General features: G+C 39.4%; 14 protein-coding genes and 1 pseudogene. 1 reads left to right on the top strand and 14 read right to left on the bottom strand.

All coding sequences use genetic code 11. The features are described from left to right. Window positions 1–27: 27 nt before the first annotated feature. From AB2N10_RS02385 to AB2N10_RS02365, 5 genes are all read right to left on the bottom strand, one after another. The gene (locus AB2N10_RS02385; protein WP_354624959.1) at window positions 28–1,323 is read right to left on the bottom strand and encodes a hypothetical protein; all 1,296 of its coding nucleotides are present in this window, start codon (window positions 1,321–1,323) and stop codon (window positions 28–30) included. A gap of 361 nt (window positions 1,324–1,684) precedes the next feature. Continuing rightward, on the bottom strand, window positions 1,685–2,359 hold the full coding sequence (locus AB2N10_RS02380; RefSeq protein ID WP_354624958.1) for an ABC transporter permease: 675 nt from the start codon (window positions 2,357–2,359) through the stop codon (window positions 1,685–1,687). A gap of 5 nt (window positions 2,360–2,364) precedes the next feature. Then, on the bottom strand, window positions 2,365–3,105 hold the full coding sequence (locus tag AB2N10_RS02375; protein WP_354624957.1) for an ABC transporter permease subunit: 741 nt from the start codon (window positions 3,103–3,105) through the stop codon (window positions 2,365–2,367). A gap of 74 nt (window positions 3,106–3,179) precedes the next feature. Beyond that, the gene (locus AB2N10_RS02370) at window positions 3,180–3,950 is read right to left on the bottom strand and encodes an ABC transporter substrate-binding protein (protein ID WP_354624956.1); all 771 of its coding nucleotides are present in this window, start codon (window positions 3,948–3,950) and stop codon (window positions 3,180–3,182) included. Between the two features lie 47 nt (window positions 3,951–3,997). Beyond that, window positions 3,998–4,771 (bottom strand): ABC transporter ATP-binding protein, encoded by a 774-nt coding sequence (locus tag AB2N10_RS02365; RefSeq protein ID WP_354624955.1) that lies wholly within the window; start codon window positions 4,769–4,771, stop codon window positions 3,998–4,000. 260 nt (window positions 4,772–5,031) lie between these two features. Between AB2N10_RS02365 and AB2N10_RS02360 the strand changes: the two genes are divergently transcribed. Continuing rightward, the gene (locus AB2N10_RS02360; protein ID WP_369434253.1) at window positions 5,032–5,601 is read left to right on the top strand and encodes an acetate uptake transporter; all 570 of its coding nucleotides are present in this window, start codon (window positions 5,032–5,034) and stop codon (window positions 5,599–5,601) included. Between the two features lie 156 nt (window positions 5,602–5,757). Here the strand turns inward: AB2N10_RS02360 and pnp are convergent. The 9 genes and pseudogenes from pnp to AB2N10_RS02315 all read right to left on the bottom strand — a co-directional run bounded on the left by pnp (window position 5,758) and on the right by AB2N10_RS02315 (window position 16,444). Then, window positions 5,758–7,861, bottom strand: a pseudogene (pnp, locus tag AB2N10_RS02355) (polyribonucleotide nucleotidyltransferase). 146 nt (window positions 7,862–8,007) lie between these two features. Beyond that, the gene (rpsO, locus tag AB2N10_RS02350) at window positions 8,008–8,277 is read right to left on the bottom strand and encodes a 30S ribosomal protein S15 (protein ID WP_354624952.1); all 270 of its coding nucleotides are present in this window, start codon (window positions 8,275–8,277) and stop codon (window positions 8,008–8,010) included. A gap of 289 nt (window positions 8,278–8,566) precedes the next feature. Further along, window positions 8,567–9,850 (bottom strand): uracil-xanthine permease family protein, encoded by a 1,284-nt coding sequence (locus tag AB2N10_RS02345; protein ID WP_354624951.1) that lies wholly within the window; start codon window positions 9,848–9,850, stop codon window positions 8,567–8,569. 32 nt (window positions 9,851–9,882) lie between these two features. Then, window positions 9,883–10,509, bottom strand: a complete 627-nt coding sequence (gene upp, locus AB2N10_RS02340; protein ID WP_354624950.1) for a uracil phosphoribosyltransferase — start codon at window positions 10,507–10,509, stop codon at window positions 9,883–9,885. Window positions 10,510–10,607: 98 nt separating this feature from the next. Further along, a complete protein-coding gene (locus AB2N10_RS02335) occupies window positions 10,608–11,825 on the bottom strand; it encodes an ammonium transporter (RefSeq protein WP_354624949.1) in 1,218 nt (405 codons plus the stop codon). Window positions 11,826–12,254: 429 nt separating this feature from the next. Then, window positions 12,255–13,364, bottom strand: coding sequence for a flavodoxin-dependent (E)-4-hydroxy-3-methylbut-2-enyl-diphosphate synthase (gene ispG / locus AB2N10_RS02330; protein ID WP_354624948.1), 1,110 nt, complete (start codon window positions 13,362–13,364; stop codon window positions 12,255–12,257). Window positions 13,365–13,416: 52 nt separating this feature from the next. Then, window positions 13,417–14,415: a RodZ domain-containing protein gene (locus AB2N10_RS02325; protein WP_354624947.1), complete on the bottom strand. Its 999-nt coding sequence runs from the start codon at window positions 14,413–14,415 to the stop codon at window positions 13,417–13,419. Next, window positions 14,408–15,193, bottom strand: coding sequence for a type IV pilus biogenesis/stability protein PilW (pilW, locus tag AB2N10_RS02320; RefSeq protein WP_354624946.1), 786 nt, complete (start codon window positions 15,191–15,193; stop codon window positions 14,408–14,410). Before pilW ends, AB2N10_RS02325 begins: the two co-directional genes overlap by 8 nt. A 132-nt stretch (window positions 15,194–15,325) precedes the next feature. Beyond that, the gene (locus tag AB2N10_RS02315) at window positions 15,326–16,444 is read right to left on the bottom strand and encodes a bifunctional tRNA (adenosine(37)-C2)-methyltransferase TrmG/ribosomal RNA large subunit methyltransferase RlmN (protein ID WP_369434252.1); all 1,119 of its coding nucleotides are present in this window, start codon (window positions 16,442–16,444) and stop codon (window positions 15,326–15,328) included. Between the last annotated feature and the right edge of the window lie 43 nt (window positions 16,445–16,487).

The following is a 16,487-nucleotide window of genomic DNA, read 5'->3' as shown; positions in this document are numbered from 1 at the left end:
AAATAATGGTAATTAATAAGTCATGTTTTAATAGTTTGACAGGGTAATACTATCTACTTGTAATTTAACCCCATTTTGACTTCCCCAATCTGGGAAAACGGCAAATGGCACATAGACATTAATAAGATTAAGGTTCGAACCAGGGTTATTAAGCAAATCCTCTAACGGAACCTTGTAGTGCTTCCACTCTCCAAGTCTTGGTTTTTCTATCTTGTATGGACCTGAACTACAATAACCCGCACAATCCATCTTGATATTTAGATTAAAGTTAGGATGCGGATCTGCGATTAGCTTAAGGTCAAATTCAAGATAAGTATATTCAGAGTAATCTATCGCATTTTTAGTCGCAAAATAGGCAACATCTTTATTGCCCAAATAACTAATGCGCATAATATTACCACGTAACCCACCGTTAGAAATTTTTACATTAGCAGCACTATGTTTGCCATATCGATTAAGTTGATAGGGTCCTTCAGGATTATCAATAAAGATAGAAATTTTCTTCTTGTTTTTTTCTTCAGCAGCTTGTTTTGCCTCTCTAGCAAGAGCTTTAATGCGCGCTTGTTTAAGCGCCTTTGCTACTTCAAGGGCAACAGCATCTTCGAATGCTTTTTTATCTTGACCATCTTGACTTACAACAGGCGTACTTATAGATTCTGATCCCTTTGACTTTTCCAACTCTTTGAGTTTAGCCGCTGCAATAAAATCGGGATCGTCTTTAATAACTTCATTAACAGATGCTTTTTTAGCATTCGATTTTTTGGCTAAGCACTGTTTAGAGGCGTCAGTAGAGCTTTTACAATATGTTTTCAAGGCGCCATTAAGATCATTAACACAACTTTGAAAAGCCTTTATTGTTTTACTTGATATGCCGCTATTGCTATAAACAGGCATATCTATTGTCACACCGCCCTGACGCATTTGAATTTTATCTACATTCAAGAAATGGGTAAACAAGTCTGTTTGATAAAAAAGCTCGCCATAGGAAGAAACTTTATAGGTATACTCATAGATTTTACCGATTTTTTTATCGTAAAATGCTAAGGTACTAGGCTCCCCAGGTTTTATTCCGTAGGGTAACCAAGATTGCATCCCCTCCTGTAACTCGCCTTCTTTGAGCTCAACTTGAAAGGTATAAAATACAGGCATCCCCTCTGTTGTGAGGTAATCACTGTTTTTATAGTTAAAAACACAGGCCGTATCCCCAATATTTTGTACGGTTACTTCACTATTTTCGTGCGCATCAGAGGCTATTGTTTTTACGTCAGCGATAGCTGAACATGACAGAAAGCTTAAAGCAACTGCTAATACTTTTATTTCCATACTTTATAAAATCCCTAATAAAACTTCGCGAATCAGTGTGACACATTTACTAGATGGAGCTAATAATTAGTGACATTATCGCGTTGATAAAATAATTTTTGTAAATATACCATGAGTTTGAATAAATTAACTGTTAGATACGATAATTAAAGATTAAAAGTAATAAATACTTCTCAAAATTAATGTTAATCACGTAACCGTTCGTATTCCAACAAAATCAAATAAAAAAAGACGATACCGCTACAATATTCCTCCTCCTTACTAGGTAAAAGGTAAAACATTCTGCACTAACATTTATCATACGTTTGTTAATAACTTATCTAATATACCGATTAACCCTAACGCCATTTTATTTTTATAATTAGCTCAGCGAATAGCGTTTTTCCCATTTTTTAAAGGCGTAAATAACAGAAAAGGTCAGACACATATACAGCAAACCGGCCATTAAGTAAGCTTCAAATGGGGCATAATAGCGCGCGTTGACGACGCGTGCTGCCCCCGTTATATCGACAATAGTAATAACCCCCGCAATGGCACTACCATGGATCATAAAAATAATTTCATTACTGTATGCGGGTAAAGCTCGACGCATAGAGTTAGGCAAGGTAATACGACGCAAAATTTTCCACTTACTCATACCATAGGCTTTGGCAGCCTCTATTTCACCTGCGGGCATCGTTGCGATAACTCCACGAACGATTTCTGCCGTATAAGCCCCTGTATTTAAAGTAAATGCTAACAGAGCACAAAACCAAGCTTCTTGAAAGTAGTTCCATAACCAACTATCGTGCAATTGTACAAACTGCGCGGAACCGTAATAGATAATAAATAATTGCACTAGCAAGGGCGTACCACGAAAAAAGTACATGTAGAGCCAAGCAGGCCCCTTAACTAAGTAATGATTACTGCCACGTAAAATACCAACGGGAATAGCAATCAATAAACCAAGTACCAATGAAATGGCCACGAGCCAAATCGTCGTCCATAAACCTTGCAAATAGAAAGGAAACTCATTGATTATAATTGAAAAGTCCATGCGCCCTATCTCGTCTGAATGCTATATTTACGCTCAGCATAACTTAAAAATGCAGTTGATACTGAAGTAAAAAAAAGAAAAACTAAGGCAACGGCTAGGTAAAACGTAAAGGGCTGCTGTGTAGAGCCAGCTGCATCTCCTGCTACTTTCACCATATCCTGTAGACCAATAATTGAAACTAATGAGGTGGTTTTTAATAAGACTAACCAGTTATTACCGATTCCAGGTAATGCATGACGCATCATCTGTGGAAACATGACACGTACAAAAATCTTATATGGATTCATACCATAGGCTCTAGCTGCTTCCAACTGGCCTTTTTCAACCGCCAAATATGCGCCACGAAAGGTTTCTGCCATATAGGCACCAAAAATAAAACCAATTGTCATGATTCCGGCAAAATAGGGGCTGACATCAATATAATCGGGCAAAAAGGAGTACCACTCGTGGCTAGGTTGAAAACGGGTAATAATGTCGTTTAACCACTCATTTAAGTTATAGCTCAAGTTATTAACGAGCATCTGCCCACCAAAAAAAATCAACAACATCAGAATTAGATCAGGAATACCACGAATAACGGTGGTATAGAGTGTTGCAATGCCCTTTAACAGACGTGACTGGGATAATTTTGCAAGCGCCCCGAGCAAGCCTAAAATAACCGCTAAAAGCAGAGACAACAATGCCACTTGAACGGTTAGCCAAGCACCAGTGAGCAATATTCCTTGATAATTTATTAATTCATGCATAAGTGATTCTTTCAAAACTCAATAAAAAAGGATGGTTTCCCATCCTTTGTATGGATCCTTAACAAATTTTATTGCTAACCGCCATAAACGTCAAAGCTAAAATATTTGTCTTGGATTGTTTTATACGTACCATTAGCACGAATAGCTTGAATGGCTTTATTAAATTGCTCAACAAGATCTTTATCTTGTTTACGCACAGCAATACCCGCACCTTCACCAAACCATTTTGGATCATTTAATTTTGGACCAATAAAGGCGAACTTTTCCCCGCCCTCTTTATTCAATAAACCATCAGAAATAGCTGCAGAGTCAGCCATTACATAATCTAAACGATTTGCTTTTAAATCAAGATACGCTTCGTCAGCGGAGCCGTAACGTTTGATTTCTGCACTTGGGTAATTATCTGAAATGTATAAATCCATTGTAGTCGCACGTTGTACACCGATTTTTTTGCCCTTCATAAAGGAGTCATCACCTTGGTACTCTGCACCTTTTAAAGCAACAAAACGCGCAGGGATATGTTGATATTTATCAGTAAACGCCACTTTCTTTTTACGCTCAGCGGTAATATCCATTGTTGCAATAATAGCATCATACTTACGCGCCAATAATGCAGGAATAATGCCATCCCAATCCTGTTTAACAAGCGTACATTTCGCTTTCATTTCAGCACAAAGCGCATTAGCAATATCAATATCAAACCCAGTCACACTGCCATCAGCTTCTGTTTTGCTAAATGGCGGGTAGGCACCTTCTACACCAATACGGATCTGCTTCCACTCTTTTGCCTGAGCAACATTAAAAGACAAAGCAAAAAGTGCAATAAGTAAGCTAGTTTTTTTCATTGTATATCCTTATTTAACAGTAAAATTGTTTTTATTAATAAATTACATTAATAAACAGACGAAATAAATTGTTTAAATCGTTCCGATGAAGGGTTATTAAAAATATCTTCAGGTTTCCCCTCCTCTTCGACTAAACCTTTATGTAAAAATAAAACCTTACTCGATACATCGCGTGCAAATGCCATTTCATGAGTGACAACTAACATCGTTCGCCCCTCTTCTGCTAAACCTTGCATTACACTCAGTACCTCGCCAACAAGCTCTGGATCGAGTGCTGACGTCGGTTCATCAAACAGCATCACTTCAGGTTCAACAGCTAAAGCTCTGGCAATTGCAACACGCTGCTGTTGGCCACCAGAGAGCTGCCCAGGATAATAATCCTTACGTTCATATAAACCGACTCGTTGCAAAAATGCCTCTGCTTTAACAATCGCCTCTTTTTTAGGAACGCCAAGTACATGCACAGGAGCTTCAATGACATTTTCTAATACTGTCAGATGTGACCATAAGTTAAAGCTTTGGAATACCATTGCCAAACGAGAACGAATACGCTCTACCTGTTGCATTGAAACAGGCACTGCACCTCGATTTTTATCCACTCTCATTTCAATCAACTCACCATTTACCAGTATGTCACCGGATGTAGGCGTTTCAAGTAAATTAACACAACGCAGTAATGTACTTTTTCCTGAACCTGACGCGCCCAAAATTGATATAACATCACCTTTATAGGCATCTAAATCAATACCTTTCAGTACTTCATTGTCAGCAAATGATTTATGCAAATTTTTTATCGATAAAGTGGGAGTAGTTAGTGTCATTAGTCAAAGTTCATTTTCATAGGAAATTTCTCTAATTCTACCTATTTTATTGAACAACACTAATAAAATTTATACAAACATTTTATCGCTCAGCAAATTAAGTTCGTTAAAACGGAAATAAATTAGAACTGATATATAAATCAACTAAAAACCGATAAAAAGGTGACTTGATATTTATTGTTACAAATCACTTTACAAACATTTTTTCCATGTTATCGTGCGCGCGATCTTCCCTATTCAACTAACAAAAGGTATCTAACGTGTCACAATCTCTAAATTTAGCAAATCCAGGGCCGCTTGGCTTAATGGGTTTCGGTATGACAACAGTCTTACTTAACATTCATAATGCGGGTTTTTTTCCTATTAGTGCAATGATTCTTGCAATGGGTCTTTGCTATGGTGGCGCAGCACAAATCATAGCCGGTATTCTTGAATTTAAAAAAGGTAATACCTTTGGCTTAACTGCATTTACATCCTATGGCTTTTTCTGGGTAAGTCTTGTTGCATTAATCGTAATGCCTACCTTAGGTTGGGCGGAAGCGACACCACATGCATTTATGGCTTGGTATTTAGTCATGTGGGGTGTTTTCACTGCATTTATGTTTATCGCAACACTACGTGGCAACTTTGTGCTTAAGTTTATTTTTGCAAGCCTAACTGTTCTTTTCTTTTTACTTGCTGCTCGTGATTTTACTGGCTCAAGCTTGATTGGCACCATTGCTGGCTTTGAAGGTATTATCTGTGGTCTAAGCGCTATTTACTTAGCAATGGCAGAAGTCATCAATGAACAATTTGGTCGCACTGTTTTACCTATTGGTGAAGCAAAGTAATAAATTTTTCTAGCACACCGACTTTCTTTAGTTAAGCCGAGTCTCACTCGGCTTTTTTATGCGTGTAGATAATTTCCACAACAATGCATCTTCTCAATTTTCTTTCAGGCATAAAAAAAGGAAGCCTAAGCTTCCTTTTTGCAATCAATAAAATGATTATTCTGCTGCTGGTACGTCTTTCTTCTCAGTAGCTTCTTTAATACTTAAACGTACACGACCTTGGCGATCAACTTCTAGTACTTTAACTTTTACTTCTTGTCCTTCAGACAAGTGATCCGCTACTTTTTGTACACGCTCTTCACAGATTTGCGAGATATGAACCAACCCATCTTTACCTGGAAGTATGTTTACAAATGCACCGAAATCAGCTAAACGAACGACTTTGCCCGTGTAAATAGCCCCCACTTCTACCTCAGCAGTCAGTGCTTTAATACGGTTAATCGCATCATCAGCTTGTTCTCCTGAAGTTGCAGCAATTTTAACGGTACCGTCATCTTCAATTTCAATCGTAGTGCCCGTTTCTTCACATAGCGCACGAATAACCGCACCACCTTTACCGATAACATCACGAATTTTATCCGTGTTAATTTTCAGTGTATGAATACGAGGCGCAAACTGTGAAATATCATCACGACCTTCAGAGATAGCTTCATCCATTACAGATAATATGTGTAAGCGTGCCGCTTTTGCTTGGTTTAAAGCAATTTGCATGATTTCACGTGTGATACCTTCAATTTTGATATCCATTTGCAGTGCTGTGATACCGTTAGTTGTACCAGCAACTTTAAAGTCCATATCACCAAGATGATCTTCATCACCTAAGATATCAGAAAGAACAACGAAGTCATCGCCTTCTTTAACAAGACCCATCGCAATACCAGCAACGGAAGCTTTAAGAGGGACACCTGCATCCATCAACGCAAGAGAAGAACCACAAACAGAAGCCATTGAAGATGAACCGTTAGATTCCGTAATTTCCGATACAACACGTACTGTATATGGGAACTCTTCAACCGTCGGCATTACCGCTAAAACACCACGTTTAGCAAGACGACCGTGACCAATTTCACGACGCTTAGGCGAACCAACAAAACCTGTTTCACCTACACAGTATGGAGGGAAGTTATAATGCAATAGGAAGTGATCTTTTCTCTCCCATTAAGCTGTCGATAATTTGTGCATCACGTTGCGTACCTAATGTCGCAACAACTAATGCTTGTGTTTCACCACGAGTAAAGAGTGATGATCCGTGAGTACGAGGTAAAACGCCAGTACGCACATCAAGTGCGCGAACACTTTCAGGATCACGTCCATCGATGCGAGGCTCACCTTTAATGATACGGGTACGTACTACTGTTTTTTCTAAATCATGCAGATATTCACCTACCTGTTTAGCATTTAATGTTTCATCTGCCGCTAATAATTTTTCTTTAACGTCAGTAGTAATCGCTTTAACCGCATCGTAACGCTGACCTTTATCACTGATCTGGTACGCTTCTTCGAAACGCGCACGCGCTTCCTGTGCAACTAAAGCATCTAATGCTTCATTACGAGCAGGTGCAGTCCAATCCCAAGCTGGGCGAGCAACCTCTGCTGCAAACTCTTTGATTGCAGAAATAACCGCTTGTTGCTCATCGTGACCAAATACAACCGCACCTAACATCACATCTTCAGAAAGAATAGAGGCTTCAGATTCAACCATTAATACGGCGCTGTCTGTACCTGATACAACAAGGTCAAGTTCACTTGTTTCTAATTCAGTTTTGGTTGGGTTTAGTAGGTATTGGCCTTCTTTATAACCAACGCGCGCACAACCAATAGGGCCATTAAAAGGCATACCTGAAATAGCTAATGCAGCAGAAGTACCAATCATAGCAACGATATCAGGATTAACTTCAGGGTTGATTGAAACAACTGTTGCAATCACTTGTACTTCGTTTTTGAAACCTTCAGGGAACAGAGGACGCACTGGACGGTCAATAAGACGTGCAATTAGCGTTTCTTCTTCAGATGGACGGCCTTCACGTTTGAAGAAACCACCTGGAATTTTACCCGCTGCATAGGTTTTTTCTTGATAATTCACGGTAAGCGGAAAGAAATCACGCTCTTCATCATCTGCGTTTTTCCCAACAACCGAAACGAATACAGAAGTATCGTCCATGCTACACATTACAGCGGCTGTCGCTTGACGAGCAATTACGCCAGTCTCTAGTGTTACCGTATGTTCACCATACTGGAAACTTTTAACAATAGGAGTCATTTTTTTTCCTTTAATAAATTTAATTTTTATGCTTTTTATCGCGCCGATAGTATAGCTGAAACTGCTTCCAATGAAATAACTTTCCTACGGCATAAACAAAAAAAGAGCCATATAGGCTCTTTTTAAAAGGTTTTTTAAACTCAGAATTAACGACGTAGGCCTAATTCTGCGATTAATGCTGTGTAAGATGCAACATTTTTACGCTTTAAGTAGTCAAGTAATTTACGACGTTGACTAACCATACGTAATAGACCACGACGGCTGTGATGATCGTGGATGTGCTCTTTGAAGTGACCTTGTAAATGGTTGATTTGTGCAGTGTATAATGCAACTTGTACTTCAGTTGAACCAGTATCGCCTTCTGCGCGACCAAATTTTGCTACAATTTCAGCTTTCTGTTGTGCACTTAGTGACATAACATACTCCAGTATTTTGTGGTTAAGTGAATTAACCTATTTTAAATGATTATTGCCGATCACTAATTCAGCAATAAAGTGAAGGGCGCATAATACGGATAACTCAGCAACTAAGCAATCATTATTGATGATTAAATCAATAAAAAAGTCAATATATCATACCCTATCACATAGGGTTACATGGGGGATGATACGGCACTCTATTTGAGTCAGCGCCCGTCGGACAAAAAAAAGCACCACTTGCCAAAGGCAAACAGTGCAAAAAAAATAATAATCGCGTGATTCTCTACTAGGATTTCATTTTAGGTAGCAGTAAATTTAAAGCGATAGCAACCACACCACAAAGGCTAACACCCTGTAAACTAAAGTTACCAAAACCAAATGCCATACCGCCTATACCAAAAACCAAGGTCACAGAGACAATACATAAATTGCGCGAGTGAGACAAATCGACTTGATGACGAATCAAGGTATTTAAGCCTACCGATGCAATAGTACCAAAAAGTAAAATCATGATCCCGCCCATTACCGCCGTGGGAATGGTTTGCAAAATAACCCCAAATTTACCGACGAATGCTAAACATATCGCAATCACTGCTGCCCAGATCATAATTTTAGGGTTAAAATTACGCGTCAACATCACGGCACCAGTCACTTCGCTATAGGTTGTATTCGGTGGACCACCAAACAATGATGCAGCACTCGTAGCTAAACCATCACCAAATAGTGTGCGATGTAATCCCGGCTTCTGTAGAAAATCTTTTCTCGTCACATTGCTAATAGCAAGAATATCCCCTACGTGCTCAACAGCAGGCGCAATCGCAACGGGAATTAAAAATAAGACCGCATGCCAATTCCACTCTGGCGCGACAAAATTAGGCATACTAAACCATGGCGCATTAACAATCGGAGAGAAATCAATAATCCCCAGCAAAAATGATAATAGATAACCGACAATAACCCCTGCGAAGATAGGGATCAATTTGAAAATCCCCTTCGCCATGGTGGAAATCAGTAATGTTGTTAATAACGAAGCGAGCGAAATAATCATCGCCGTATTTTGCTCAACTAACACAATACTGCCATCGCCAGATTTACCCAATGCCATATTTACAGCAAGCGGCGCCAGCCCTAAGCCAATAACCATGATAACAGGTCCAACGACGACGGGTGGTAATAGACGATGGATAAAGTCCACACCGCGCAACTTAACCGCATATGCCATTAACATGTAAACAACACCGGCTGCAAATAGACCGGACATGGTCGCAGGAATACCCCATGTTTGTATACCGAACGCTATCGGTGCAATAAAGGCGAAAGAAGAAGCCAAAAATATAGGCACCTGACCTTTAGTGACAATGTGAAATAATAGCGTACCGATACCCGCCGTAAAAAGTGCGACATTAGCATCAAGGCCAGTGATTAATGGCATCAACACCAATGCACCAAAGGCGACAAAAAGCATCTGTGAACCAGCGAGAATTTGCTTAAACACACTTAAATTTTTTGTAATATCTTCAACGGGAACATCCAACGTCTCTTCCAATTCATTGGTGGAATTAGCCGACATACTTTTCTCCAATAGAGTTATAAACTCTTTTATTATTTAGTACCAAAAATTTTATCGCCCGCATCACCTAAACCAGGAACAATATATCCCTTCTTATTCAAGTGGTCGTCAATTGAAGCAGTGTATAACTCCACATCGGGATGTGCAGCCTCTAATGCCTTTAAACCTTCCGGTGCAGCAACCAAGACTAAAACTTTAATGTTATTACAACCGTTCGCTTTCAATAAATCTAATGTAGAAATCATCGAGCCACCTGTTGCTAACATCGGATCGACGACTAATGCCAAACGATCTTCTATCTGTCCCACCAATTTTTGAAAGTAAGGGACAGGTTCAAGCGTCTCTTCATCACGGTAAATTCCAACCACACTCACCTTGGCACTTGGCATATGCTCTAACACACCATCCATCATGCCTAAACCAGCGCGTAAAATCGGCACGACCGTTGCCTTCTTACCTTGAATTTGTTGTACTTCAATCTCTCCGTCCCAACCATCAATAGTAACGGTTTCCAACTCAAGATTTTTGGTTGCCTCATAGGTCAGTAAGCTGGCAACTTCGCGTGCTAATTCACGAAAATGTTTAGTACTGATATCCCCCTTACGCATTAAACCTAATTTGTGTTGAATTAATGGGTGCTTAACTTCAAATACTTGCATACTTACCTCTTAATTAAATGACTCAATATCTTATTAAAAATAAAAAAAGGGCATACAGATTACGCTGTTGCCCTTTCTTTTGATTAAGTAAAACCAACTTAGTTATTATTTAAATTTGTTGCACCGATTTGGTGGACAGAAAGGTCGGCGCCGTTAAACTCTTCTTCTTCAGACATACGTAGCGGCGCGAATTGATTGACTAATTTATAGACGACAAAACCGCCAACTACCGCAAATAGGACACCAACAATCGACCCAAGCAACTGGCTTATGAAGCTCACGCCCCCGATACCACCAAAACTTTCTAAACCGAAAATACCCGCAGCGATGCCGCCCCATAAGCCACAAACACCGTGTAATGGCCAGACACCTAGCACATCATCAAACTGGGCAAATTTATTTTGTACATAGGTAAATAGCCAAACAAATAGGCCGCCGGCAATAAGCCCAGTCATTAGCGCACCAATAGGATGCATAATATCAGATCCTGCGCAAACAGCGACTAATCCCGCCAAGGGGCCATTATGAATAAAACCGGGGTCTTTTTTACCAATAACCAAAGAACTAATTATTCCCCCAACCATCGCCATTAATGAGTTCATGGCAACTAAACCACTAATACCTTCGATGGCCTGTGCTGACATCACATTGAAGCCAAACCAACCGACAGAGAGGATCCAAGCGCCTAATGCTAGTAATGGGATATTAGAAGGTGCAAATGCAACGACTTTACCACCACGATAACGACCATTACGGCTACCTAAAACAATAATAGCAGCGAAAGCAATCCATCCACCTACAGCGTGAACAACAATTGAGCCAGCAAAATCATGGAAAGCGGCACCAAAACTACTTTCTAACCAAGCTTGAAATCCCCAATTCCCATTCCAAATCAAACCTTCGAATAATGGATATACAATGCCAACACAGAGTGCTGCAGCAATTAACATCGGGTTAAATTTGGCTCGCTCAGCAACTCCACCAGAAATAATTGCCGGTATAGCAGCGGCAAATGTCATTAAAAAGAAAAACTTAACTAACTCATAACCATTGTTTTGCGCCAGTACAGATGCACTATCAAAGAAAGTTACCCCATAGGCCAACCAGTAACCAAAGAAAAAATACACCAAGGCAGAGACGCCAAAATCTGACATGATTTTTACTAATGCATTAACTTGGTTTTTATGGCGAACAGTCCCCACCTCTAAAAATGCAAAGCCAGCATGCATGGCGAAAACCATGATTGCCCCTAGTAAAATAAATAGGGTATCCGCACTACTAACGAGTGCACTCACGTGATTTTGAATAGATTCCATTCTTTCCTCATGAATAAAGTAAATTAAAATTGGTCAGAACATTAACTTATCCGCCGTAAAATTAAAAATACTTTTATCCGATCTAGTACAAAAGACGACAAAAAATGATTAAAAACAACAAATTTAACGATAAAAAAATGATAGAAACTTATTGTTTAATGCGAATTTTCTATCTATTTTTCCCCATGCCACCTCAAGGTGCTTGCTCAGCTACCAGTTCAAATAGCAGATCAAAGTACAACATGAGGTAATTGGTCGTCATTTTTTGAGGGTAATACCAATCTACATAATATGATGGGCATTCTTGTAAACTTGGCCCCTTGAAGTAGCCCGGGTATATTTCTCTGTGGCATACAAAAACGGCAACTTGTAGAAAGCTGCCATTTTTATTTATAGACGTTAACGGTCAAACTCACGTTTAGGTAACGACTAACCTTTAGCAATAAGCTGATTAGGATCTAAGCGGCTTACCCGCGCTCTAATCTTCGCTTCAAGCTGTTCAATGACTTTGTCGTTATCAAATCGATCGCGTTGACGCACACCATCTTCGTAAAACCCGCTCTTATTTTTACCACCTGTGATACCTAAATCTGAAATTAAAGCTTCACCAGGTCCATTGACAACACAACCAATGATAGAAACATCAATAGGAGTAATAATATCTTCTAAGCGCTGTTCCAGTGCATTTACCGTTGCAATGACATCAAATTCTTGTCGGGAACAGGTTGGGCATGCGATAAAATTAATACCACGACTACGAATACGCAGTGATTTTAAAATATCAAAACCGACTTTGATTTCTTCAACAGGATCAGCAGCTAAAGAAACACGCAAAGTATCACCAATCCCCTGTGCCAGTAACATTCCTAGACCTACCGCTGATTTCACTGACCCACTACGTAATCCGCCAGCTTCGGTAATTCCTAAATGTAATGGCTGAATAATTTGTTTTGCGAGCAGCTGATACGATTCAACCGCTAATAATGCATCGGATGCTTTAACGCTCACTTTGAATTGATCAAAATTAAGGCGATCCAAAATATCCACATGGCGTAGCGCTGAGTCAACTAATGCTTGTGCTGTTGGCTCGCCATATTTTTCTTGGATATCAGCTTCTAATGAGCCACCATTGACACCGATACGAATAGGTATGTTTTTATCACGAGCACAATCAACAACACTGCGGATGCGCTGCTCATTACCTATATTACCCGGATTAATCCGTAAACAATCGACGCCATATTCAGCAACCTTTAAAGCAATGCGATAATCAAAGTGAATATCAGCCACCAATGCAATATTGGTTTGCGCTTTAATCTCTTTAAATGCCTCTGCTGCATTCATAGTAGGAATGGAGATGCGAACAATATCTGCACCGACCGCCTCTAAGCGCTTAATTTGCGCAACAGTTGCAGCTACATCGGTGGTTAATGTATTTGTCATAGACTGCACAGAGATCGGTGCATTACCTCCAACGGGTACATTACCAACCATGATCTGTTTTGAAACTCGACGAATAATTGAAGAAGAATGACTCATAATAGTTTTTACTCTTTGCTATGTTCAGCGGATCTATTGCTCGTGGCAGCTTTTATGGAATAGTAAATCGCGTAGTGCGGCCACTTTTAAACTGACCATCAACGATTTCACCTTGATATTGTATCTCAACCGCCGCTGGGTCACCTAATTTCAATTTAAATGGGGCAACACCAATAAGGTTTAATTGCGCCCCTTTTTTATATAAATTAAATGCTAAACGCTTATTGTTTGCATCAAATATTTCCGTCCAGCAATCTTTAGAGAAGGTCAACGTCAATCTCTCTTGACCGATCATCGTATCATCAAGCGTCGTTGTATTTATAGTCGACAGCGATTCACTAACACCATTTTCTAATACGCTTTTATCAAGCGTAGACTCAGGTTCAACACCATTAGAAACAGCAGGTATATCTAACTCGTCATCCATGCTTTGAGTAGAACTATCACTCTCATCTGGCTCAACAGCTTCCTCTATATTATCGCTATTTAATTGACTTTCTTGTGCCGCCGACGTCTCTTCTGTTTGCTCAGCATTTTCGACTATCAAAGTTTCCTCTGCGGCAGAGTGTTGAATATCTTCATCGCTTGGCGCACTATCAATTTTCATCGTTGCATTTTCGGTTTTATTCTCGATAGGGGTATTATCAGTAAATAGTCCCTGTTGATCAGCAAACCAATAAAGCGTAATGAACACAATAGTCGCCAGCAACAATAACCAAGTAACTCTGCGCTTATTTTTTCTTGGCGGCTTTCGCTGCGGAGCTTGAAATGTATATTTATGGTGCTCGGTCAGCTTTTTAAACTCAGCAAAAGCACTTAAGTCATGCAGGCCAACCAGTTTGCCATAATTGACAATGTAACCACGTAAATAGATACTTGGATATTTATCAGAATCAATGGTCACATCCAATTCATTTTCAATATTTAGCACGGTGCTAGCACTCAGATTCAACTTCTCAGCGACATCATCAACGCTTAAGGATGCCACTATTCGAGCATCTTTTAATGCCTGGCCAAGTGGTACGATAATAGCTTGCTCTTGGTTATTCATAGTACTCATGATTTAAATAATCTAAGGCTTGTTGAGAATCAGGGAATTGATTTAATAATTCCCCGGCGTATTTATTAAGAGTGGCACTTTTTTCCGTTGCATAACTCAAACGGATTAATTGCCACAACAATTCAGGCGAAGCTTTATTTTTTTTCTGATAATTAAACAGATTTAGACGTGCTTCTGTAAAGTTTTTTAAAGTAATATTAAACTTTGCCAAATACAAATTTAGATAGTATTTATTCGGGTTATGCGATATTGCGTATTGATAATAAAAAAGCGCCTTATTGATATCGCCAGCCTTTTCTGCACAGGTACCCGCATTTTCATAGGTATTCGCCACATTGGTGTAACTACTTTGTTTAACCGCAGTAAGAAATGCTTTTTCAGCCTCAGCATAACGTGCTTTTTCACATAAAAAAGTACCATAATTATTATAGGTATCAGGATTTTTAGAGTCCATTGAGAGGGATTTTTTATATAACTCTTCGGCCTTTTGATCTTCATTGACTCGCTGGTAATAATATGCAAAAACACGATAAATATTGGCATCATTCGGTTGATATTCTAATGCCTTTTCAATATTTTTTTTCGCTTGCTGCATATCATTTTTTTGTAGATAAAGCAGCGCTAATTTAATGCGAGTATCAGCAGCGGCTTGCGGATCAAAAACCTGTGGCTGTCCACTTCCACCATTACTGGTTGTCACCGATGTTTCACTGGAGACACAAGCGGACAGTAAAAACAAACATGAAATGAGCATAAAAAATTGGTGCATATATTCCTCAATAACTATCCCTGAAATACGCATTTTGCATAACACAGTAGTAATACCATTGTGAACGATATTGCCCCCGCTTGCATCCGTTTTTTCACCGTTATTGAATATCGATCATCTACTTAGTATCATTTAAGCATCAGAAATTACAATATTTTCACCCTTTTGACGTTTCTTCATGGTACGTTTCGTACGATCAATAACATCGCCAACTAATTGACCACAAGCAGCATCAATATCATCACCACGCGTCTTACGAACAATAACCGTGTAGCCATATTCCATGAGCACCTTATTAAAACGATCAACGCGGCTATTGCTTGGTTTTTTATATTCATTATCTGGAAATGGGTTAAATGGAATCAAATTAATTTTACAGGGTGTATCTTTAAGTAAATGCGCCAATTCATGAGCTTGATCCGTTGAGTCGTTATAGTGATCTAACAATAAATACTCAACCGTAACCTTGCCTCGATTCGCATTTGACTTATCAATATAACGTTTAACACCCGCTAAAAAATCAGCAATGTTATACTTATCATTAATCGGCATCATTTCAGAGCGTAATTTATCATTTGCAGCATGCAACGAAATAGCTAAAGCAACGTCGATTCTATCCCCTAAAATATCCAAAGCAGGAACAACGCCAGAGGTTGATACCGTGACGCGACGTTTAGAGAGTGCGTAGCCAAAGTCATCGAGCATCAACTCCATTGCAGGGATAACATTATTAAGATTCAACAATGGTTCCCCCATCCCCATCATCACCACATTAGTAATTGGGCGCTTGCCACTTTCACCCATCACACCAACCACTTTCGCGGCTCGCCATACTTGGCCAATAATTTCAGACACCGCTAAATTACGATTAAATCCCTGTTGCGCCGTAGAGCAGAAATTACAGGCTAATGCACAGCCTACTTGTGAAGAAACACAAAGTGTTGCGCGATCTTTTTCTGGAATATAGACAGTTTCAACATCTTGATCGCCGACAGTCATCGCCCATTTTATCGTACCGTCGCTACTACGTTGCTCCACTTTTATCTCTGGCGCTCTAATTTCCGCCCGCACTTTTAATTTCTCACGTAATGTTTTATTAATATTACTCATTAAATCAAAATCATCACAACCAAAATGATAAATCCACTTCATTACCTGTTCAGCGCGGAACGGTTTCTCGCCTAGTTCAACAAAAAACGCACGTAAACCTTCGCGGTTTAAATCTAATAGGTTTACTTTTTTAATACTCATGGAAGCCTCGTTACAACAAAATGGGGGCAAAATTGGAAAGGGA

Origin of the sequence: Psychromonas sp. MME1, from assembly GCF_041080865.1 — a bacterium.
Taxonomy (GTDB): domain Bacteria; phylum Pseudomonadota; class Gammaproteobacteria; order Enterobacterales; family Psychromonadaceae; genus Psychromonas.
The sequence above is the reverse complement of the archived record's forward strand: the minus strand, read 5'-3'. Positions and strand labels throughout refer to the sequence as shown.